This window comes from Streptococcus sp. NLN76 (assembly GCF_015686645.1).
Lineage (GTDB): Bacteria > Bacillota > Bacilli > Lactobacillales > Streptococcaceae > Streptococcus.
Map to the genome: position 1 here is coordinate 1 of NZ_JADPMS010000036.1, position 21,310 is coordinate 21,310.

The following is a 21,310-nucleotide window of genomic DNA, read 5'->3' on the forward strand; positions in this document are numbered from 1 at the left end:
ATAAAGGGGAAATCCTTTTTTGTCTAGTCGAATGTTTCACCCAATGGGTGAAAAGCAGAACCTTCCAGAAACCCTGTGATCAATACGGTTTCTGGAAGGTTTTTAAGTTAGGTATGAATAATTTGGGGTAAATCCTGATGAAGATAACCATTAGCTTGGCTGCTTTGACTCAGTTGCAAATAGTTTTCTCGATAATGAGTGGAGAAGAGTAGGACTGCTTGTTCTGGAAAGGATTGACGAATTGCTTGGCAAGCAGAAAAAGCCCGTCGTTCGGGTCGAGTTATCTCGAGGATTACCAATCTAGGATGATTCTGGGCAATTAAATCTAAATAACTCTCAGTCCAATCGTTTAAGAATAAATCAAATGTTAGCTCTTTGTAAATATGTGAGAGCGCTTGTGCTAAGAACTCTCTCCGACCGATGAAGAGTACAGTCATAATATCCCCCCTCTCAACGTACTATATTTATAGTAGTATATCACAAGATTTGGGGAATCAACAGGTTATTTATAAAATAATTCAGAATTTTGCACAAATTACTCATGACGGAAAAGCTAGTGTTTGATACACTTAATTTGTTAACGTTAGCAAAAAGTCAACAGGAGGTAAATATTATGATTGTTTCCGTTCAAGAAAATGTTTCACATCGTGTTGGGGGAAGATAGGTATCTTTTGCCAGTCTTATATAGTGAATTAATGACTAATCATTTGTTGATTTTTTTCAAATGTGAAGTTCATTCTGGGAGTTAGAATTCTAGCTCCCTTTTTTAAAAATGGGGGAAGCTGATGAGAATAAAAAGGACTTTACAACCATTTGTGGATGGATCACAGATTAGGTTTGGATTTGGTAATTCATCAATAGAAAGAAGTTTGCCTTTGTCTGACGACCTTCTGAAAATTATAAAAAGATTAGATAATCAAGAGTTTGACCAATTTACGACTGAAGAACAGAAACTGGTGAACAGGATGACTGAATTGGGTCTTATAACGATTAATAAATACGATGATTCAAGGTTTTCTCGTAATCTTAATTTCTTTGAATGGATTGATACTACAAGCAATTTAGACCCTTCACTATATCAAGAGAAATTATTTAATTCCCATATTCTCATAGTTGGAGTTGGCGGTATTGGCTCTACAATTGCAGAAATTTTAGTTCGCTTAGGTGTTCGTCAACTTACCATTGTTGATTTTGATGTAGTTGAAGAGTCTAATTTAACAAGACAAAGTGGAGTTATTAAAAAGAAGATCTCTAACTTTCAGGATTTGGAGGAATGCTATCTGGCAGATTCTTTTGATGTTGTGGTCTGTTGTGCAGATACTCCTCGTATAAAAATTGATTACTGGTTTGGTGAGCTCACTGAGAAATACAACATTCCACTTGTAATTGGTTCTTATGCATCCACAGTAGTTAATTATCTTGCAGTTCAACAAGAGAAAACAATGAGTTTAAAGAATTTCTACGATCAATACGCAGTCACTGATGACCAATTGCTGGAGCATGAATATATTACTAGTGTTATCTCTCCTATTTCATATTTGGCGGCTAGTGTCATTTCATTGAAAATTTTTGATATCTTAACTGAATTGATAAAACTGCCATTTTATATGCAATTAGACTGTTTAGACTGGAAGGTGGTGACTTTACATGAAGAAGAAACGGGCTAATCTAACCCCTAATTTTTATCGACTTATCCTAAGTTCAGCGAGCAGGAATATTGCGGATTCTTTTTACCTGATTGCGTTATCACTTGGTTTAGTTCAGGTTTATCAGGTGGATGCTGCGAGTCTATCCCTCTTTACTCTAGTTGGGATGTTACCACGTTTGTTTGCAGCTGCTTATGGACCTTATTTACAAGCTATTCGAAGGAATCGCCTAGCAATATTGAGTTTGCAGTTGGTCCAGCTTGCCATCATGGCTGGTATTCTACTCTGTTTGCTACAGGCTTGGCCACTGCCATGGATGGTGAGTTTGAATTTTCTTTTTAGCTTTGTGACTGTCTGTTTGAATAACCTGCAGATGAAGGTCATTCCCTCTGTCCTGGATAATAATGATGAATTGCTTAACAAGTCAGTAGATATCCAATATTTGGCAGGAAATGTCTTGGATATTACCAGTAACTTTGTTGCATCTGTACTTTTAGGATTCATTTCTTACTTGGTCTTGATGCAGCTCAGTTTGCCCTTCTTTATCGCGGCCCTTTATTTCCTATTCCGCCTGCGTATTCCAGATTCTAGGGGGGATGAGATGGAGGAAGATGTTGAGGGAGTGAAAATCGATCGAGCTGCGTCATTTAAGGCTTTATCAGAATCTAAGGATTCTTTCTATATTGTTTTGACAGAAGCTGTCTTGAGTGGTGGAACGGATTTGTTGCTGACTCTTACACCGATTTACCTGATTTCTCAAGGTTATTCGGTAGCCTATCTGGGTTTGGTTTTAGGGCTACAACGTGGGGCAGATCTTCTGGGGGCAATCCTTGCACCTTACGTCAAGATGGATCCTCGAGTCTTTTTTCCTTTAGATTATATTTTGTCAGGCCTGTCCTTTGTTTTGGTATTTTTGATACCAATTCCTCAATTCAAACTGTTCTTTCTTTTTCTGGGATTTGTAATTATCGGTATCTCAGGGAATATGTTTAACAAATTGATTTATGCAAGTTACAATCATGATGAGTTATCGCTAGTGAATTCTGCTATTGTAACACTCTATACCTTTTTTGCCATACTCAGCCTGTTAATCCCTAGCGTATATGATAATATCCAAATGCTTGGACTGGTCATCAATGGAGCAACCATCCTTGTAGGCATTTGGCTTTTTTCAAAAATATCTAACTTTGTATCGAAATGATTCAACTAGTTATTTATAGTATTATTTATCAGAAAGTTTTCACTAACTAAAATTAAGGGGCTGGTACTTGATTCCAGCCTCTTTGGAAATAAACCCTAGTGCAATGATTCAATTTTCAATTCCCTATGTTCTCTTAAAGGCATCGGAATCATTTCAGAATTTGACAATTGCGACTTCTGAAAATTTTAGAATCTTGAAAAATGGTATTATGGATATTGGAAAGGAATATTACTTTCCAGAATATGAATGATTCAAATTTTATGTAGAGAAAATACGCTCACCATTTCAAATTGATGGTCGCCACCCGTCTATTACACTAATTTCTGAAGTTTCAAAACACATTGTTAAAGAGATGGGGGAAGAGATCATGTCACAAGGTCAGGGAGAGTTGTTTTCAATCAACTGTGTAAATGAAAAGGGGAGCATCAATGGGAAATGCTATCTTTCGTGACTTATTTCAAAAAGTCTATCAAGCTCAACAATTATCTTCTTCTCCACTTGTTCGCAGCGATGAGTATCTATTTACCTTCTCACCTATTCAAGACGAGGTTGGGAGTTTTACGACTAATGAGTCAGGTATTTTTATGAAGGAGCAAGCCTGCTTTCGTACAACCTATCCTTCAAATTTAGTCAATCCATTAGCAGCACCTTTTCAAAACTTAATTGGATTATTTTCGTTTGAGCCTGTTAGGTATGTGCAGATTATGCAGAAATTTGTGGACGAAATTTTGGAACTACAGGTTTCAAATGAGGATATTTTTGTTATTGCTCCCGATATTGAGGCTGTTCAAAAGGAACTGCAGCAGTTAGATGTTGGTCTTATAACGATTCCTAAGGACCGTTTGTATTGCAATCTGCCAATTGAAGGAACGCATTATTATGTAAAGTTTTGTATCCGATATCACGAAGGCTTGGTGACGATTATGAACTATGTTTTAGTGGATTACCATGGAAAGTCCTTGGTTAAATTGGACAGTGTCTTCTTTCCACGTCGGATGGAAATGATTCAAGAGGGTGTTGCTTCCATCTATGAAACTTGTGTGTGGAAGTCTCGCTATGAACGAATGTTTCAGGAGACTAATAGTCATAGCTTAACACACTTTATATTGAGTCAGAGCGAGGCGTTAACAGAACTTCTATCTGCGGTCGGAGATGCGGGGCATAAGAAACAGGCCTATGTGGTGAAGAAATTGGCGCGGGAGTTATTTGTTGAGATGGATTTAGCTGATTTAAGCTTTGAGTTGTTTATAGACGCTTTTCCTGAATTAAGCCCATTTTTGCATCCGATGTATCAGCAGTATCAATTGACAGTAGAAAATGCCTTAATGAGAATTCGGAGAAGTAAGAAAGTTATTTCGGCAGAATATGCCCTAAATACTTGGGGACTTCCTCTTAAACTTTTTCAAAAATGGATAGATCCTGAACTGGAGTTGGAACAACCGAAAGAGAATTTTGCTTATCATCGGGATTGGTCGCGGAATCAATATGCGAATCCGCTAGAAAGTTATCGCTAATGAGAATTGGATTATTGCACCCCTTTAGCTTGGGGTATACAACAATTTATGATTGTTTACAATCAGGAGATGATTATGCTCTATTTATTGATAGGGGTAAACGAGAGGCTTTTGAGAAGGAAAAACCTGCCAATGTAACTTTGGTTATGGTTGAAAATTATCAAGAAAATATTGAGATGGTTTGTGGAAACTGGCTAGAAAAAGGAGCATTTGGATGCCTTGCTTGCCTTAGATGAATTTGATGTTGAAGTGGCAGCTCGCTTGAGGGAGAATTATGGAATTCCCGGTCAGAGTGCTGCATTGGCCAAGGTTTTTCGAAACAAAAATGTGATGACCGAACGCGTACGGGAGTTAGGTTTCAGGGTTCCGAATAGTACTAGGGTTCAGTCATTTCAGGAAGCAGAAGAGTTTTTGAGAACTCATGGAAAAATAATTGTTAAGCCTTTAGCTGGCGCAGGTTCAGTAGACACATTTCCTTTAGAGGCAAGTGAGGGAGTAGGAAGACTTGAGGACTTGGATTTTCCATCTTTGCTCCTACAAGAGTATATTGAAGGAGATATTTACCATATTGACGGTCTCCTTGCTTCTGGTCAAGTTATCTATTGTGAGCCTTCTCGCTATCTTTATAATCCATTACTTATAAAGGAAGGGATTTCGGCTGCTGCTGTTTCCTTGGAGCAGAACCATCGTGACTATGCTCCCTTGAGAGACTATGCTATTCATTTGGCTAGGTCACTCGATTCCAAAGATACTTATTTATTTCACTTAGAAGTTTTTTATACTGGTGAAGAGATCATTTTCTTGGAGATTGCCTGTCGAATGGGAGGTGCTCGAATTCGCCAAAATCTGGAAAGGAAGTTTGGGCAGGATCCCTTTGCTCTGTTACTGACTGCGGTAGGTAAGCATAATCTTCCTGAATTACCAGAGCATTTTCCGGCAGTAGGATGGCTGTTGACTGCTAAAAAATCAGGTGTACTACAACGAATTCCCGATTTGACACCTGAAAAATTAGAGGAGTTTGGAATTTATGATACGATTTTATATACGAAAATCGGTAGAAAAATCCAATCTGCCCAGCATAGTGCAGATGCAGTACTGGGACTGTCCTTCGTTGGAAAGGACTTTGAAACAGTTCGTCGCCAGCTATTAGCAGCTGAAGCTTGGTGTCTCCAAGAAACTCATTATTTTTAGGAGGTTCTCATGAAGTATTTTGTTTACCGCTATTCTCCTATTACTGTACAGGTTCCATATTCTGAAAATCTTGCAATTGTGTGTCCTCCTGCACTTCGATCGGCCTATGTCGATCGTGGCTTTCCCACAGAACAAATTTTTGTATTAGACGATTTCGAACTTTGGGCTCTTTTAGATTTTTTTGACAGCCGTTCGGATATCGAAGACCTTTTTACCCTGGATGAAGATCTCATGGATATTGTTGCGTTGGTTCATTCATTCCTGTCAAAAGAAAAAGGGCGGTGGCGTTTAGGTTTTCTGTACAAGGATAAAAAGCGCATGCGACAACAAGTAGAGGGACATGTAAATCAGCCCCGACTATTAAATCCACAAGAACCGTTACCATCTAATTTTATGGTAAAAGCCCGAAACGGGTCAGCCGCAAAAGGGGTATCTCGTTTAACTTCTCTCCCAGAAGGGTTTGATACAAGTCAACAACTCCTTGAAGAAGTTTTTGAACATGATTATATGTTTACTTGTGATGGACTGGCGATTGATGGGACTATTCGCTACTTCTACAGCCATGAATATCTTGGAACTGTCTTGGATAGTCGAGAAAAGTATTGCACGGTTATTCGGACAAACTCTCGGTATGCAGATTTAGATTTTATTCAGCGGTTACAACGGGAGACACAAAAAGTCTTAGAGGCTTTAGGGACTGAGCGCGTGCACCCTTTTCACGCTGAATTTTTTTACAACTCAAAAACGGATGAGCTCGCTTTTTGTGAAGTCGGTAAACGCTTTGGCGGTGGGAATATCCCACTTCTCATTGAAACTGCTTTTGGTGTAGATGTCCTAAAAAGGTACTGGGAACTTCAGTTAGAAACTGAACACATGGATGTGACACAAAGGGCTGATACGGAAAGAGGTATAGAAGAAGGAGAATCAAGCTCCGGTGGAAGACCTCCGATAGAGGATACGACTTCGAAGTTGGTCATTTCGGCAACTGTTGCTGCCTCCATTTTATTTCTACAAAATGGTAGAGAGCAAACGAAGCCGGAACCTCCCTATTCACTCACTTATTTCAGAGAATACCCTGACAGACATCGAGCAGCTAAGTCTGTTGGTGAACTACGATTTTTACTGAGCTTACTGTTGAAAAACGAAGACGAATGGCAAGAACTGTTACAGTGGTTAAGAGGATATCTGGATGAAAGCTGAACAACGAAATATTTTTCGCTTATTGGTGAGAGGGCAGATAAATCATTTTGGAAATGTCATTTTTGACTATGCTAACCGATTGTTGATCAGTCGCCATCCAGTTAGTGCTCCTTTTCTCATGATGCTGTATCAGTCCAGTGAATCTTTAGCCCAATTAATCTTCAATCTCCTTGGCGGACATGTTGCAGATTTTTACAATAGAAAAAGAATCCTCCTCGTGACAGACTTGATTGCAGCACTAGCAACGTTTGTTCTCTTTCTGGTTTATAACCCAGAAAATATATGGGCTTTGATTCTTGTAAATACCCTGTTAGCCATCTTATATAGTTTCAATTCGCCTGCCTATCGGGCGGTTATTCGAGATTTGTTATCTAAAACAGCTATCTTTCAATACAATTCATTATCCAAGTTGATCGCAGAAATAGTGAGTGTGGCATCTCCACTTCTAGCTCTAGTCGTGGTTTCCCAACTTGGATTTCGATATGCCATGCTCATTAACTCATTTTCATTTCTAGTTTCCGCATGGTGTGAACATCGTTTTGAAATCTTGCATAAGACCGAAAGTTCAAAATCAAAATTAGGACAGGGTCTGAAGGATGGTTTGGTCTACATCTATAAGGATAAACAAATATTTTATGTGCTCGTCACGGCGGCCCTGATTAATTTTCTAGATGCTATCTATACCTTTTATCTACCGTCTACACCGATTTTTTCAGGATTTGACAATATTTATGCCTATATTTTGATCGCACAGTCGGTTGGTAGCATTCTAGCCTCCCTGATTGTGACCTGGTTCGGTAAGAGGGAATTGGGACCAAATCACTATTTTTATTTTTTGATTATAGGGTCTCTAGCTTGGATTGGGTTAGGCTTCGTAGGACGGTCCCAATTATTGATTTTGGTGCTGTGTGGTATTTTTTCTGGAAGTGTAACAATCTTTAATATTTTCTTTATGTCACATATTCAGACAAGCATTCAACCCAATATGTTAGGACGCGTGTTTAGCATTATTTTCACAATGGTCGAAATCTTCGTTCCCCTAGGCAGTATGGTTGCCTCTTGGATTAACTTGCAAAATTGGTCCGTATTTATGTATATCGGCTTTACCCAGCTAATCCTTTGCTGTGGAGTACTAAGGCTGTTTACGAAGATGGCAAAGAGTTGAGGAAAAAAGAAGTAAACCTTACATCATAAAAAGATATTACCTTAGACATGAATGTGATTTTATAGTCTTTTAGTTTGCTTTTAGTACAAGGCAGCGAGTCGCAGACAGTACTGAAGTACGGCAAGACGAGCTAACACAGTAATAAAAGATAAACTAAAAGAGTATATGAAGCAATTCCCATTCTGATTTTGTAGCACTTATCAGTTTAAGAGGCACTTGGCTTTTTTCAAAAATAGTGAGAAATCGGTGAGTTCGCCGATTTTTTGCTGTGTCACAAAAAGTGTGACAAGATTTGAGTTTCCTGTCTGGTTTTTTGTCGGTATACTAAGGATAGAAATCAAAGATGGGAGGTCGTGTCATGGAATCGCAATCGTTTCGTGTACGTCTGCAGAAGTTAGGGACAACCTTGTCCAATATGGTTATGCCTAACATTGGTGCTTTTATTGCTTGGGGTGTCTTAACCTCATTATTTATTGAGACAGGTTGGTTGCCAAATGAGTCCTTTGCGACAATTGTTGGGCCAATGATTACCTATCTCTTGCCTCTTTTAATTGGATATACTGGAGGTTTTAACGTCTATGGTCAACGGGGTGGGGTCGTTGGTGCTATCCTTACAATGGGGGTCATTGCAGGTACTACGGTTCCGATGTTCATTGGTGCCATGGTGGTAGGACCTTTTGGGGCTTGGGCGATTAAGAAATTTGACCAAGCTGTGCAGCCTAAGATTCGTCCTGGTTTTGAAATGTTGGTGAACAACTTTTCAGCTGGGTTGCTTGGATTTGCCTTAATGCTCTTGTCCTTCAAGATTGTGGGGCCTTTTGTTGAGAGTATGACGGCGATGATCGGAGATGGGGTAGAAGCCATTGTGGCGATGAAGCTCCTGCCTCTTGCCAATATCATCATTGAACCTGCTAAGATTCTTTTCTTGAACAACGCGTTGAACCATGGGATTTTCACACCGCTGGGGGCTGAGCAAGTGCTTGAGACAGGGAAATCCGTTCTCTTCTTGCTTGAAGCCAACCCTGGACCAGGTTTGGGTATCCTCCTAGCCTATGCCTTCTTTGGTAAGGGTTCTGCCAAATCTTCTTCCTGGGGTGCGATGATTATCCACTTCTTTGGTGGGATTCATGAAATTTATTTCCCTTATGTGATGATGAAACCCGCCCTCTTCTTGGCAGCGATTGCCGGAGGTGTGTCAGGTACTTTTGCGTTCCAACTTTTGAATGCAGGTCTTGGTGCAGCGGCGTCTCCAGGTTCTATCATTGCCATCATGGGGATGGTCCCTAAGGGAGATGGTTACCTTGCCAATCTCCTTGCTGTCTTGGCCGGCGTTTTTGCGGGTGCTCTAGCTTCCTTCTTAGTCGCATCCCTTATTTTGAAGGCTGATAAGTCTGAAGGAGAAAGTTTGGAAGAGGCACAAGCTGCTAGCAAGGCTGCCAAAGCAGCATCAAAAGGGCAGCCTTTAGCTCCAATCGCTGAGGAAATTTCTTCCGCAACAGTAAAACAAATCATTTTCGCCTGTGATGCAGGAATGGGTAGCTCCGCTATGGGTGCTTCTCTCCTTCGTGACAAGGTTAAAAAAGCTGGCTTGGATATTCCAGTTTCCAACAAGGCCATCTCAGCCTTGGAAGACACAGAGAACACCTTGATTGTTACTCAAGAGGAATTGGCCGATCGTGCTGCTCAACGAACTCCACGGGCCATCCATGTTGCTGTAGATAACTTCCTAACCTCTCCAAAATATGATGATATTGTCAGCAAGTTGGCTGGAAAGCCAGCGGTCATTTTTGAAGCGGATCCACGACCAGAAGCGCAAGGGCAAGTAGACCTAAACTATGTGGATGAAGTGGTCTTCCCTTATGACCAAGCTCAAGGATCTGCAACCATGGGACAGGCAACGCTCAGTGCCATCTTTAAAAACCGTGACATCGGAATTCCAGTTGCGACTGTACCTCTAGCAGATTTGGCTGAGCACAACGCTAAAAACATTTTATTGGTCAGCACAATTGCTAATCAGGCTGCAGTTCAACAAGCTGCTCCAGAAGCTCAACTCTTGGTGGTGGATAGCTTGGTAACCACTCCGGAATATGACAAAATGGTGGATCGCATCCATCAATAAGTAAAAAGTTTAGTATAATAAAGCTATGATACTAAGCAAACGTGAAGAAGACCTTCTGAAAGCTTTCCTCCAAGTAGGGAAGCTTTCCTTGAAGGAAATGACAGAAATTTTACAGGTTTCAACTCGAACGGTTTATCGAACCTTATCTGATTTGACTCCTTATTTGGAAACTAAGGGTATCGAACTTGTTAAGGATGGGAGAAAATACTATCTTGAGGGAGATTTGTCTCAACTGATTGATTTAGGTGGTCAAGAAGCCTATAGTCCTAGCCGCCGCCAACTTTTGATAACCTATGATCTTCTCTTGGCGGATCAGGCTTTGACCAATGAAAGTCTGCAGGAGACCTATCTGGTCTCCAATGTGACTGTGATTCAGGATATTGCTGCTATTGAAGCTAGACTGAAAGATTTTCAACTCTCTCTATCCCGCTCTAAGGGCTATAGTTTGCTGGGAACTTCGTCTCAAAAACGCAGGGTCTTAGCGATTCTTTTAGCTAATGCGATCAGTGTTCAAGATTTTTGGTCGGATCACTATCCGGGATTTTCAGTTTTAAATCCTGCTATTGTTTCGGCTTGTCGGACTACTTTTGAGAATCTAGCTTCAGTACTTGGAGAAGTTGATCCTAAGCTCAAGCAATTTCTGATTCTGCTTCTTTCTCTAGCAGATAATCAGGGGCAGTTGGAGCAGCAGTTTGAGTTGTCCAAGGAAGCTTTAGAGTTTTCCCAGAAACTCTTTCGTCAGCTGTCGTCAGCGACCAAGCAGTTTTACAATTTACAGGAAATTATTTACTTTGCTTCCATGGTGGATGAATTGATTATCCGCCGTCAGGAAGTGCCACTCTTTCGAGAGAGCTTTGACAGTCGTTTTTATTACAGTGTCACTCAATTGATTGATTCGGTCTCGCGTTTTAGTAAAAGTGATTTTATGAAGGATCAATTGCTTTTTTCCTTTTTGTTTAATCATATAAGGCTGAGTTTAGCAGTCCCGGTCTTGTTTCCAGAAGGAAAAACGGCGAATATGGCCTTTTTAACCAGTCAGGGAAATCCTTTTTTACACCGACTGGTTAGTCTCTTGATGCAGGAGCTCTTTCCAGCTTATATCCACAATGAGTATGAGTATGAATTGGTTACTCTGCACTTTGCCGCCAGCCTGCGGCGTAGTCCAGAAATTTTCCCGATCCGCTTGTTGCTTGTGACGGATGAACGGCCCCTCTCAGCTAGCGTTTTGGTTTCCAAAATCAAAACCATCGCTCCCTTCGTTGAAGGAATTGAGGTAAGGAGTTCCAGCAAATTAGAGGGCTTACAATTGGATTCGTATGACTATTGTTTGACTACGAAACCCCTAGCGCAGCAAGAGTTTCAGTTGATATCGACCTTTCCAAGTACCCAGGAAATGCTAGAATTGCAGGAAACGCTGCAGAAGGTCCAGGAGAATCGCACTGTGCGGGAAAGAGTGGTGATCGAGGAGGAGAAGGCCTATGATTTACCGGCTTATTTGGAAGCCAGCCGCCATCTCTTAGATCAATTCCGCTTGTTGGAATTGTCTTCACAACCCTCTTTTGAAAGGGCAGTGGAAACAGTTGTGGGACAGCTGGATGGGGTTTTGGATGCGCAGTATGTCAGCCAAAAGCTCTTGGATCGTTTTTATCAAAGTCCTTTGGCAATTCCGCAGACCAATCTAGCCCTCTTGCACACTCAAACGAGTCGGGTTGAGACCAGTCAATTTGTGATTGCTCAATTGTCTAATGCTGTCTATACTCCATCTATGAATCAGGAAGAGGAGGCGGTTCAGAGGCTACTGTTGATGCTGACTCCAGTAGGTGAGCGGGAAGAAATACGGGATTTAATGACGGCTATCAGTCAATCGATTATTGAAAACAAGCTCTACACAGAAATTTACCGGACAGGTAACCAGGAAATTTTGTATCAATTGTTGAATACAATCTTTGCAGAAAAAATGAAAAAAATCGGAGAATAATTATGGAACTTCAAAATAAGCTCATTCATTTAAAGCAAACTTTTGCCACTAAAGAAGAAGCCATTCGCTTTTGTGGACGCCAGTTGCAAGAGGCGGGTCATGTCGAAGAAGCTTACATCGAAGCAATGATTCAACGGAACCAAGACCTCTCCGTTTATATGGGGAACTTTATCGCGATTCCACATGGAACCGATGCGGCTAAGAAAGAAGTCTTATCATCTGGAATTACCATTGTCCAGGTTCCTGCAGGTGTGAATTTTGGAGCGGAAGAGGATCCTAAGATTGCGACTATTTTATTTGGAATTGCAGGACTTGGGGATGATCATTTGGAAATGATTCAAAAAATATCCATCTTCTGTGCGGATGTCGATAATGTTGTGAAATTGGCAGATGCTCAAAGTGTGGAAGAAATCAAGCAACTTCTAGAAAGTGTAGCTTAGGGAGGGAAAAGCTATGAAAAAAGCAGTTCATTTTGGTGCAGGAAATATTGGTCGTGGTTTTATTGGTCAAGTATTAACTGATAATGATTTTGAAATCGCCTTTGTAGATGTCAATGAAGAAATTATCAATGCTCTTAATGAGAAACAATCTTATACGATAGAGATTGCCCAAGAAGGTCAGCCTAAGATTCAGGTTTCACGGGTTCGAGGGATTAACAATGGTCAGAACCCTGACCAAGTTATTCAAGCAATTGCGGAGGCGGACTTGGTGACAACTGCTATTGGTCCGAATATCCTTCCGTTTATCGCAGAAGTGATTGCGCGTGGTTTAGAGGAGCGTTTAGCACAGAATCATCATCGAAATGTGGATATTCTAGCTTGTGAAAATATGATTGGTGGCTCTAGTTTCCTAGCTAAGGAAGTGGATGGCTATCTATCTGAAGAAGGTCGAGCTTATGTGGCTAAACATGTTGGTTTCCCAAATGCAGCCGTTGACCGGATTGTACCAGCTCAAAGTCATGAAGATCCTCTTTATGTAGTGGTAGAGCCATTTAAAGAGTGGGTTGTTGAAACCAAGGGAATGAAAAATCCAGAACTACGTTTAGAACAGGTTCATTATGAAGAGGACTTGGAACCTTTTATCGAACGCAAACTCTTCTCGGTGAACTCCGGACACGCGACTTCAGCTTATACTGGAGCTAAGGCTGGGGCTAAGACCATTCTGGAAGCCTTGCAAAACCCAGAGGTTAAAGGACAAGTTGAAGCCGTTTTGGCTGAAATTCGCAGCCTGCTTGTAGCCAAATGGGGCTTTGAGGAGACTGGATTGGAAGAGTATCATAAGGTCATCATCAGTCGTTTTGAAAATCCTTATATTGTTGATGATATTGCGCGTGTAGCACGAACACCTATCCGCAAATTGGGTTATGATGAGCGCTTTATTCGTCCAATTCGTGAATTGGCAGAGCGTAACTTATCCTACCAACACCTACTAGAAACCGTTGCTGCAGTCTTTGCCTATCAGGATGTAAACGACCCTCAATCCGTTGAATTGCAAGAACTCTTAGCTACAAAACCTGTCAAAGAAGTGGTTCTAGAAGTGACAGGATTAGAAGAAGGCGAAGTTTTAGAGGCCCTTATAGCCCAGTTGGAAAAATAAAGAACAGAACATAGAATGAGTCCCGTCACCTAGTAAACGTGTGACGGGTTTTTGTGGTTGAAATAGGGGGCAGACTTTGCTGACTTTGTTATTGAGAAAGGTACCATTTTCCTCAGGAATTAGTCTGAGATGTGAAAGTGGCCTGTTTAATTTTTCAAATATAGTCTTTTAGTTTGCTTTTAGTACAAGGCAGCGAGTCGCAGGCAGTACTAAAGTACGGCAAGATGAGCTAACACAGTAATAAAAGATAAACTAAAAGAGTATAATAAGAAAAAGGCAAAGGTTCCCCATAGGGGCCTATGCCTTATTTTGTTTTCTTGTAAGTTTCTGGGAGTGTGAGGACCATGGCGAGGTAGATCACAGGCACCGCGAGGTAAAAGAGGGCGGAAGGCCAGAAGCCGAGGTGGCCATAAATCCAGCTCCAGAAGTAGTTTAAGATTGTATAGAGTCCGTAGGTAATTCCCCAGATGATTCCGAACATGAGGGTCGCTTTTTGCGGATTCATATTAGGGAGTTCATGTGGGATATTGAGGTAGACGGCATATTGGTAAAAGATTAAGAAGCCGGTTGCGAAGAAGAAGAGGTAGCCAACCAAAGGTAAATGGAGGAGGGCGATACTACTAATTCCAGCGGCCATGGTTGCGATAGCCAGGATGCCAAGTTGGATTAAGTAAGGCTTGCGCGGTCGGTTAACAGGGCTCTTGAGACGAACCAGGGTTCCTGCGATCCCCCCACCGGAGATGGCACAAATCATGTAACCGGAAGTAAAGAAATCAGGGAATTCTTTAGCCAACTGTCCAGGGATTGAGTTAAGGGACATAACATAAAGAATCAAAAAGGCAGCAAATCCAACTGCAAAGCGCCAGACAAAAGGATCTTTGAGAGCTTGGCTATAGGAGTAGCTAGCAGCTGCATCTTGGGCTTGTGTGCTTCCTGTTTCGAAGTCTTGGGCCTTGAGCAGCCATACAACAAAGAGGACTAAGGCTACAAAGGCAACGGCTGAAAGGGTTAGGCGCCAATCCAAGCGAAGGGTGTCTGCCCAGAAGACAAAGGCAATTGCAATAATAAAGGCACCGATGTTATAGCTGGCTGTTATCAAGGAGGAATAGAAAATCTTATTTTCTTGACTTACAAAGCGAACCACGATGGGGTTCATGTAGACCATAATCATGGAGCCACCTAAGGCCATGATCATGCGAGCCAAGATATAAAGCCAATAATTTGGCATCCAAACGGCTACTAAGGCAAAACAGAGTAGTCCGATGGCAATTTGGGCAGCGCGCTTAATCCCAAACTTGACAAGAACAGCCGCAGCTAAAAAGTTTGCGACAACGCGGGCAACGGTAATGGTATAGTTCACCATTTCAGAGATGGTTGGGTCAACACCTTTATCTCCGAAGAAGCTAGCCACAATTTGTGGACCCAAGGTCGAGCCACCAACCCAACTGGCGGCAAAGGTAATATAAGCAAGTAAGAGGGTGTAGAACATGAGAATACCCGTCTTTTTCGATATGGATTTACTTTCCATAAGAACCTCCTTTGTGAATGATAACGCTTACAGGAATAAATATAGCACCTTGACGGGGGAGAGTCAAAGAACTTGACTCGAAAAAAGCTTGGAGCATAGAGATTTTGGGAAGTCGTTATTCCCATCTTGCCTTTTTTCCAAATTCGGTATATAATAGATGTGTTGAAAGAGCTTGTAGGTTTACAAGTTACTCTTTTCACAATAAATCTTTTTGATTTTCATAAGGAGGAAATCACGAATGGTAGTTAAAGTTGGTATCAACGGTTTCGGACGTATCGGACGCCTTGCTTTCCGTCGTATTCAAGAAGTTGAAGGTGTTGAAGTAGTACGTATCAACGACCTTACTGATCCAGTTATGCTTGCACATTTGTTGAAATATGACTCAACTCAAGGTCGCTTCAACGGTACTGTGGAAGTTAAAGAAGGTGGATTTGATGTAAACGGAACTTTTGTTAAAGTTTCTGCAGAACGTGATCCAGAACAAATCGACTGGGCTAACGACGGTGTTGAAATCGTTCTTGAAGCAACTGGTTTCTTCGCATCTAAAGAAGGTGCTGAAAAACACCTTAAAGGTGGAGCGAAGAAAGTTGTTATCACTGCTCCTGGTGGAAACGACGTTAAAACAGTTGTATTCAACACTAACCATGACATCCTTGATGGTACTGAAACAGTTATCTCAGGTGCGTCATGTACTACAAACTGTTTGGCTCCAATGGCAAAAGCTCTTCACGACAACTTTGGCGTGAAACAAGGATTGATGACTACAATCCACGCTTACACTGGTGACCAAATGCTTCTTGACGGTCCACACCGTGGTGGTGACCTTCGCCGTGCACGTGCTGCTGCAGCAAACATCGTACCAAACTCTACTGGTGCGGCTAAAGCAATCGGTCTTGTTATCCCTGAATTGAACGGTAAACTTGACGGTGCTGCACAACGTGTTCCTGTACCAACAGGTTCTGTTACTGAATTGGTTGCAGTTCTTGATAAGAACGTAACTGCTGACGAAGTAAATGCAGCTATGAAAGCAGCTTCTAACGAGTCATACGGTTACACTGAAGACCAATTGGTATCACAAGACATCGTAGGTATGTCATACGGATCATTGTTTGACGCAACTCAAACTAAAGTTCTTGATGTTGACGGACAACAAATGGTTAAAGTTGTATCTTGGTACGACAACGAAATGTCATACACTGCTCAATTGGTACGTACTCTTGAGTACTTTGCAAAACTTGCAAAATAATCATTGAGTGAGAAAACCTGCCCTCGGGCAGGTTTTTTTGGCTCTTTGTCTTGTTGTGTGGAAGTTTATACTCGAAACAGTTCGAAATCTGAACAGGCAATCCGATGAAGGCAGAACTAGGGTTCGGCGAAGAGGATTAACACATTTTCAGATTTTGAAATGTGATGAGTATTAGGAGACGGAAAGTGAGGGGAAAGAGTGTTTCAGAGGAGTTTTCGTGCAGTTCAGTTTGCGATATTCAAAAGTAGAAGGGTTCAGCGGTTTTCCTTGGAAGGCTCAGATGTCGTCTTGTCGGAATGAAAAAGAAAGGACAAGTTTTTGTTTCCTTTCTCACAAATGCTTTAAGTGTGATATAATGGGATTGTATAAAAAATTAAAAGGGGTTTTTGTATCATGGCAAAAATGACTGTAAAAGACGTTGAATTGAAGGGCAAAAAAGTCCTTGTTCGTGTGGACTTTAACGTACCTTTGAAAGATGGCGTTATTACAAATGACAACCGTATCACAGCGGCGCTACCAACGATCAAGTACATTCTTGAGCAAGGTGGCCGTGCAATCTTGTTCTCTCACCTTGGTCGTGTGAAAGAAGAGGCAGATAAAGAAGGAAAATCTTTGGCTCCAGTTGCAGCAGCACTTGCTGAAAAACTAGGTCAAGATGTTGTCTTCATTCCAGGTGCAACTCGTGGTGCTGAGTTGGAAGCAGCGATCAATGCGCTGGAAGATGGTCAAGTGCTTCTTGTCGAAAACACTCGTTTCGAAGATGTAGACGGTAAGAAAGAGTCTAAGAACGATCCTGAACTTGGTCAATACTGGGCTTCTCTTGGAGACGGAATCTTCGTAAACGATGCCTTTGGTACAGCTCACCGTGCACACGCATCTAACGTGGGTATTTCTGCCAATGTAGAACAAGCAGTAGCTGGTTTCCTTTTGGAAAACGAAATTGCATACATCCAAGAAGCTGTTGATAACCCAGTTCGTCCATTTGTAGCGATTCTTGGTGGATCAAAAGTTTCTGATAAGATTGGTGTTATCGAAAACTTGCTTGAAAAAGCAGATAAGGTCTTGATTGGTGGAGGAATGACTTATACCTTCTTCAAGGCTCAAGGTATTGAAATCGGTAACTCACTTGTTGAAGAAGATAAATTAGATGTTGCTAAAGCTCTTCTTGAAAAAGCGGATGGTAAATTGATCTTGCCAGTGGATTCTAAAGAAGCAAATGCTTTTGCAGACTACACTGAAGTTCGTGATACAGAAGGTGAAGCAGTTTCTGAAGGTTTCCTTGGTTTGGATATTGGTCCTAAATCAATCGCTAAATTTGATGAAGCTCTTACTGGTGCGAAAACTGTGGTCTGGAACGGACCAATGGGTGTCTTTGAAAACCCTGATTTCCAAGCTGGTACTATCGGTGTGATGGATGCTATTGTGAAACAACCAGAAGTGAAATCAATCATCGGTGGTGGTGACTCTGCTGCTGCAGCCATTAACCTAGGTCGTGCAGATAAATTCTCATGGATCTCAACTGGTGGTGGTGCTTCTATGGAATTGCTTGAAGGTAAAGTACTTCCAGGTTTGGCAGCCTTGACTGAAAAATAAGAACACTAGAAAAGGTTGGGGAGGACGGTTGTCCTCCCCCTTTTTAATTGGGTGATCTTTTATGAATATACTACGTTATTTTAAACGCTATCGTTTTAACCCTAAGAAATTTCGGTTGGGCATGCGGACTTTCAAGACAGGTCTTGCAGTTTTCTTGGTCTTGCTCCTGTTTTACCTTTGGGGTTGGGAAGGGATGCAAATTGCGGCCTTGACGGCGGTTTTTAGCTTGCGGGAGGATTTTGATCAGAGCGTCCATTTTGGGATGTCCCGTATCATCGCCAACAGCATTGGTGGTTTTTATGCCCTTCTCTATTTTGTTTTGGAGCGGGTGTTCCCTTCGGATCCTCTGGTTCTGCTTTTGGGAGTTCCAATCGGTGTCATGTTAACTATCATGACTTGTGTTGCGACAAATACAGGTGGAGCCATTATTGGGGGGGCGGCTGCTTTTCTGATTATCAGTTTGTCCATTCCTTATGGAGACTCTGTACTCTACGTTTTTACCCGCGTTTTTGAGACTTTTTTTGGCGTTTTTATTGCCATTTTAGTCAATTACGATATGGATCGAATTCGAGCTATTCTCTTAAAAAAGCCACGTTAGATTTTCTGACATGACTTCTTGACAGATGCTTTCCCCCGCTTTATAATGGATAACAGAAAGGTTCCGATGATGAAAGAAAAAGAATTACGTCGCCATTTAGCCGTTTTTCCCATGTCAAGTGTAAGGAAGTTGACGGATCTCTCCGATCGTCAAATTCGGTACTATGAAGAACACGGTTTGGTCAAACCAGAGCGGAATGAAGGGAATCGCCGCCTTTTTTCTTTAAACGATATGGATCGTTTATTGGAAATTAAGGATTTGCTGGCGGAGGGCTATTCGATTGCGGAGATTAAGAAAAATTTTTATCAGAGGGAGCAAAAATCTCGGCAGAAGATGAGTGAAAAGGCTGTTCGGAGAGCCTTGCACAGGGACATTGTGCGGGAAGGGCCGTTTCAGTCTGGGCCGAGTCAGTTTGGTTCCTTAGGGCCTAACCATTTTTAAGAAGGAGTTTCCTATGTCTGTCACTGCAGAACAAATACGTCGAGAAGTCAAAGAGAAAAATGTAACCTTTATTCGGTTGATGTTTACCGATATTTTGGGTACGATGAAGAATGTCGAAATTCCGGCTACGGAAGAGCAGTTGGATAAGGTCCTCAGTAACAAGGCTATGTTTGATGGGTCTTCGATTGAGGGATTTGTGCGAATCAATGAGTCTGATATGTACCTCTATCCAGATTTGGACACCTGGATTGTTTTCCCGTGGGGAGATGAGAATGGTAGTGTTGCAGGTTTAATTTGTGACGTCTATACGACAGAAGGAGAACCTTTTGCGGGAGATCCGCGTTCTAATTTGAAGAAGGCTCTGAAGCATATGCAGGAAGTTGGTTTTTCTTCTTTCAATTTGGGGCCTGAGCCAGAGTTTTTCCTCTTTAAGATGGATGAGCAAGGCAAGCCAACCCTAGAAGTGAATGACAAGGGGGGGTATTTTGATTTAGCCCCAACAGACCTGGCGGACAATACCCGTCGTGAAATCGTGAATGTTTTGACCAAGATGGGGTTTGAAGTGGAAGCGAGTCACCACGAAGTGGCGGTGGGCCAACATGAAATCGACTTCAAGTATGATGATGTCTTGCGGGCGTGTGACAAGATCCAACTGTTCAAACTGGTTGTTAAAACCATTGCACGCAAACACGGCATGTATGCGACCTTCATGGCCAAGCCTAAACATGGGATTGCTGGTTCCGGCATGCATTGCAACATGTCTCTATTTGGTCCGGATGGTCAAAATGCCTTCTTTGATGCTGAAGACCCGAACGGCATGCAATTATCAGAAACCGCCTATCATTTCTTGGGTGGCCTCTTGAAACACGCTTATCACTACACTGCTGTGATGAACCCGACCGTTAACTCCTACAAGCGTCTTGTACCTGGCTACGAAGCCCCTGTTTATATTGCCTGGGCAGGTCGGAATCGTTCGCCTCTTGTGCGCGTGCCGGCTAGTCGTGGAATGGGTACTCGCTTGGAGTTGCGTTCGGTGGACCCAATGGCCAATCCTTATATTGCAATGGCTGTATTGTTAGAAGTTGGTTTGGACGGAATCGCCAACCGAATTGAGGCGCCAGAACCAATCGAGTCCAACATCTATACTATGTCACCGGAAGAACGTAAGGAGGCTGGAATCACAGACTTGCCATCAACTCTTCACAATGCTTTGAAAGCCTTAACGGAAGATGAGGTCGTGAAAGCAGCTATGGGTGAGCATATCTACACCAACTTCTTGGAAGCTAAACGTATTGAATGGGCTTCTTATGCGACCTATGTCTCTCGCTGGGAAATTGACAACTACCTAGAGTTGTATTAATGATTAATGGGCGATGATTGTAGGAGAACCTTGGTCCTATTCCAATTCGCTTGAAATCGTCATTCAATAGTTGAAAGCTTTCCAGGCTCAGCGGTCTGGAAAGCTTTTTCCAGTACGACGGGCATGTCGTACATCTGAGGTGTAAGTTCTCTGTGGGCACCTGCTACCGGTGAACTCAATAGCGACTCCCAAGCCTGACTATCGTGAGGTAGCGGGGAGAGGAAGGGATAGCGAAATCGTGGCTCTACGAACAGAAACGTGATAGTAAGGCGTATATGGAGGATAAGGGGGCCGGAAACTCTAAAGTCCAAGAAGGTAGTCGTAACCTATATGCGTAAATCACGAGAGTAAACGAGGAAAGATGTACGACTTATCCCGTGAGGTCTTGTCGAGGCAATAGCCTAGTAACAACGAACGACAAGAAGTCAGCCGAACCCATAGTAGTGAAGAAACTTCTGTAATGGAAGTGGAGCGAAGGGGTGAACAGTTAACCGAAGTATACCTACTTCACTTGTATCTGTAAGGATAAGTGTCTGATAGAACTGGAGGCAGTCACGTATTGACTAGAGGAATGTTCATCAATTTAAGACGTCCTACAGATAGCGAAACAAGAAAGGAATACGCACATGTCTAAATTAATAGACCAGATAGTCTTTTAGTTTGCTTTTAGTACAAGGCAGCGAGTCGCAGGCAGTACTAAAGTACGGCAAGACGAGCTAACACAGTAATAAAAGATAAACTAAAACTCCAAGCAGGCTTCGCCTGCTAACTCATGACAGAAAATTAGTTCAGGTATATAATAAAGATGAGCAATACAAATCCGTAAGTTTATTAGGGCTTTGCCGAGCCTGTAACTAAAACTGGATGAATAAGAGTCATGAGATAACTCGAATACGCCTTGAGCGTGAAAATAAAATTACAAAACAGCCTCTTA

General features: G+C 41.9%; 18 protein-coding genes. 16 read left to right on the forward strand and 2 right to left on the reverse strand.

The window, feature by feature from the left end:
* Window positions 1-107: 107 nt before the first annotated feature.
* The gene (locus I1A59_RS07160) at window positions 108-437 is read right to left on the reverse strand and encodes a response regulator transcription factor (protein WP_196092098.1); all 330 of its coding nucleotides are present in this window, start codon (window positions 435-437) and stop codon (window positions 108-110) included.
* Between the two features lie 348 nt (window positions 438-785).
* Here I1A59_RS07160 and I1A59_RS07165 point away from each other — a divergent pair, with 348 nt between their 5' ends.
* The 11 genes from I1A59_RS07165 (at window position 786) to I1A59_RS07215 (ending at window position 13,610) form a co-directional block, all read left to right on the forward strand.
* The gene (locus I1A59_RS07165) at window positions 786-1,667 is read left to right on the forward strand and encodes a ThiF family adenylyltransferase (protein ID WP_196092099.1); all 882 of its coding nucleotides are present in this window, start codon (window positions 786-788) and stop codon (window positions 1,665-1,667) included.
* Window positions 1,648-2,847 (forward strand): MFS transporter, encoded by a 1,200-nt coding sequence (locus I1A59_RS07170; RefSeq protein ID WP_196092100.1) that lies wholly within the window; start codon window positions 1,648-1,650, stop codon window positions 2,845-2,847. Before I1A59_RS07165 ends, I1A59_RS07170 begins: the two co-directional genes overlap by 20 nt.
* Before the next feature lie 428 nt (window positions 2,848-3,275).
* Window positions 3,276-4,361, forward strand: a complete 1,086-nt coding sequence (locus tag I1A59_RS07175; protein ID WP_196092101.1) for a hypothetical protein — start codon at window positions 3,276-3,278, stop codon at window positions 4,359-4,361.
* Window positions 4,361-4,597: a hypothetical protein gene (locus tag I1A59_RS07180; protein WP_196092102.1), complete on the forward strand. Its 237-nt coding sequence runs from the start codon at window positions 4,361-4,363 to the stop codon at window positions 4,595-4,597. Before I1A59_RS07175 ends, I1A59_RS07180 begins: the two co-directional genes overlap by 1 nt.
* Window positions 4,572-5,552 carry an ATP-grasp domain-containing protein gene (locus I1A59_RS07185; RefSeq protein ID WP_196092103.1) on the forward strand — a complete coding sequence of 327 codons (981 nt, stop codon included), beginning with the start codon at window positions 4,572-4,574 and terminating at the stop codon, window positions 5,550-5,552. The genes I1A59_RS07180 and I1A59_RS07185 overlap by 26 nt, the downstream gene beginning before the upstream one ends.
* Before the next feature lie 9 nt (window positions 5,553-5,561).
* On the forward strand, window positions 5,562-6,752 hold the full coding sequence (locus I1A59_RS07190) for a biotin carboxylase (protein WP_196092104.1): 1,191 nt from the start codon (window positions 5,562-5,564) through the stop codon (window positions 6,750-6,752).
* Window positions 6,742-7,917 (forward strand): MFS transporter, encoded by a 1,176-nt coding sequence (locus I1A59_RS07195; RefSeq protein ID WP_196092105.1) that lies wholly within the window; start codon window positions 6,742-6,744, stop codon window positions 7,915-7,917. Before I1A59_RS07190 ends, I1A59_RS07195 begins: the two co-directional genes overlap by 11 nt.
* Before the next feature lie 358 nt (window positions 7,918-8,275).
* Window positions 8,276-10,036 (forward strand): PTS mannitol transporter subunit IICB, encoded by a 1,761-nt coding sequence (locus I1A59_RS07200; protein WP_196092106.1) that lies wholly within the window; start codon window positions 8,276-8,278, stop codon window positions 10,034-10,036.
* 25 nt (window positions 10,037-10,061) lie between these two features.
* Entirely contained in the window at window positions 10,062-12,014 is a 1,953-nt protein-coding gene (locus I1A59_RS07205) for an HTH domain-containing protein (protein ID WP_196092107.1), read from the forward strand.
* A gap of 2 nt (window positions 12,015-12,016) precedes the next feature.
* Window positions 12,017-12,454, forward strand: coding sequence for a PTS sugar transporter subunit IIA (locus I1A59_RS07210; protein ID WP_196092108.1), 438 nt, complete (start codon window positions 12,017-12,019; stop codon window positions 12,452-12,454).
* Between the two features lie 13 nt (window positions 12,455-12,467).
* Entirely contained in the window at window positions 12,468-13,610 is a 1,143-nt protein-coding gene (locus I1A59_RS07215; protein ID WP_196092109.1) for a mannitol-1-phosphate 5-dehydrogenase, read from the forward strand.
* A 304-nt stretch (window positions 13,611-13,914) separates the two neighbouring features.
* Here I1A59_RS07215 and I1A59_RS07220 read toward each other — a convergent pair whose 3' ends face one another.
* Window positions 13,915-15,138: an MFS transporter gene (locus I1A59_RS07220; protein WP_196092110.1), complete on the reverse strand. Its 1,224-nt coding sequence runs from the start codon at window positions 15,136-15,138 to the stop codon at window positions 13,915-13,917.
* Window positions 15,139-15,376: 238 nt separating this feature from the next.
* Here I1A59_RS07220 and gap point away from each other — a divergent pair, with 238 nt between their 5' ends.
* From gap to glnA, 5 genes are all read left to right on the forward strand, one after another.
* On the forward strand, window positions 15,377-16,384 hold the full coding sequence (gene gap, locus I1A59_RS07225) for a type I glyceraldehyde-3-phosphate dehydrogenase (protein WP_196092111.1): 1,008 nt from the start codon (window positions 15,377-15,379) through the stop codon (window positions 16,382-16,384).
* 393 nt (window positions 16,385-16,777) lie between these two features.
* Window positions 16,778-17,977, forward strand: coding sequence for a phosphoglycerate kinase (locus tag I1A59_RS07230; protein WP_196092112.1), 1,200 nt, complete (start codon window positions 16,778-16,780; stop codon window positions 17,975-17,977).
* A gap of 61 nt (window positions 17,978-18,038) precedes the next feature.
* On the forward strand, window positions 18,039-18,575 hold the full coding sequence (locus I1A59_RS07235; RefSeq protein WP_196092113.1) for an aromatic acid exporter family protein: 537 nt from the start codon (window positions 18,039-18,041) through the stop codon (window positions 18,573-18,575).
* A 69-nt stretch (window positions 18,576-18,644) separates the two neighbouring features.
* Window positions 18,645-19,016 (forward strand): MerR family transcriptional regulator, encoded by a 372-nt coding sequence (locus I1A59_RS07240; RefSeq protein WP_196092115.1) that lies wholly within the window; start codon window positions 18,645-18,647, stop codon window positions 19,014-19,016.
* 13 nt (window positions 19,017-19,029) lie between these two features.
* Entirely contained in the window at window positions 19,030-20,376 is a 1,347-nt protein-coding gene (gene glnA, locus I1A59_RS07245) for a type I glutamate--ammonia ligase (protein ID WP_196092114.1), read from the forward strand.
* The last annotated feature ends 934 nt before the right edge of the window (window positions 20,377-21,310 follow it).

Excerpts from the sequence above, each read along its gene's own strand:
- I1A59_RS07200 (WP_196092106.1), top strand. The coding sequence starts at position 8,276 with ATGGAATCGCAATCGTTTCGTGTACGTCTGCAGAAGTTAGGGACAACC.
- glnA (WP_196092114.1), top strand. The coding sequence starts at position 19,030 with ATGTCTGTCACTGCAGAACAAATACGTCGAGAAGTCAAAGAGAAAAAT.
- I1A59_RS07170 (WP_196092100.1), top strand. The coding sequence starts at position 1,648 with ATGAAGAAGAAACGGGCTAATCTAACCCCTAATTTTTATCGACTTATC.
- I1A59_RS07180 (WP_196092102.1), top strand. The coding sequence starts at position 4,361 with ATGAGAATTGGATTATTGCACCCCTTTAGCTTGGGGTATACAACAATT.
- gap (WP_196092111.1), top strand. The coding sequence starts at position 15,377 with ATGGTAGTTAAAGTTGGTATCAACGGTTTCGGACGTATCGGACGCCTT.
- I1A59_RS07220 (WP_196092110.1), bottom strand. The coding sequence starts at position 15,138 with ATGGAAAGTAAATCCATATCGAAAAAGACGGGTATTCTCATGTTCTAC.
- I1A59_RS07210 (WP_196092108.1), top strand. The coding sequence starts at position 12,017 with ATGGAACTTCAAAATAAGCTCATTCATTTAAAGCAAACTTTTGCCACT.
- I1A59_RS07215 (WP_196092109.1), top strand. The coding sequence starts at position 12,468 with ATGAAAAAAGCAGTTCATTTTGGTGCAGGAAATATTGGTCGTGGTTTT.
- I1A59_RS07190 (WP_196092104.1), top strand. The coding sequence starts at position 5,562 with ATGAAGTATTTTGTTTACCGCTATTCTCCTATTACTGTACAGGTTCCA.
- I1A59_RS07165 (WP_196092099.1), top strand. The coding sequence starts at position 786 with ATGAGAATAAAAAGGACTTTACAACCATTTGTGGATGGATCACAGATT.
- I1A59_RS07175 (WP_196092101.1), top strand. The coding sequence starts at position 3,276 with ATGGGAAATGCTATCTTTCGTGACTTATTTCAAAAAGTCTATCAAGCT.
- I1A59_RS07235 (WP_196092113.1), top strand. The coding sequence starts at position 18,039 with ATGAATATACTACGTTATTTTAAACGCTATCGTTTTAACCCTAAGAAA.
- I1A59_RS07240 (WP_196092115.1), top strand. The coding sequence starts at position 18,645 with ATGAAAGAAAAAGAATTACGTCGCCATTTAGCCGTTTTTCCCATGTCA.
- I1A59_RS07195 (WP_196092105.1), top strand. The coding sequence starts at position 6,742 with ATGAAAGCTGAACAACGAAATATTTTTCGCTTATTGGTGAGAGGGCAG.
- I1A59_RS07205 (WP_196092107.1), top strand. The coding sequence starts at position 10,062 with ATGATACTAAGCAAACGTGAAGAAGACCTTCTGAAAGCTTTCCTCCAA.
- I1A59_RS07230 (WP_196092112.1), top strand. The coding sequence starts at position 16,778 with ATGGCAAAAATGACTGTAAAAGACGTTGAATTGAAGGGCAAAAAAGTC.
- I1A59_RS07160 (WP_196092098.1), bottom strand. The coding sequence starts at position 437 with ATGACTGTACTCTTCATCGGTCGGAGAGAGTTCTTAGCACAAGCGCTC.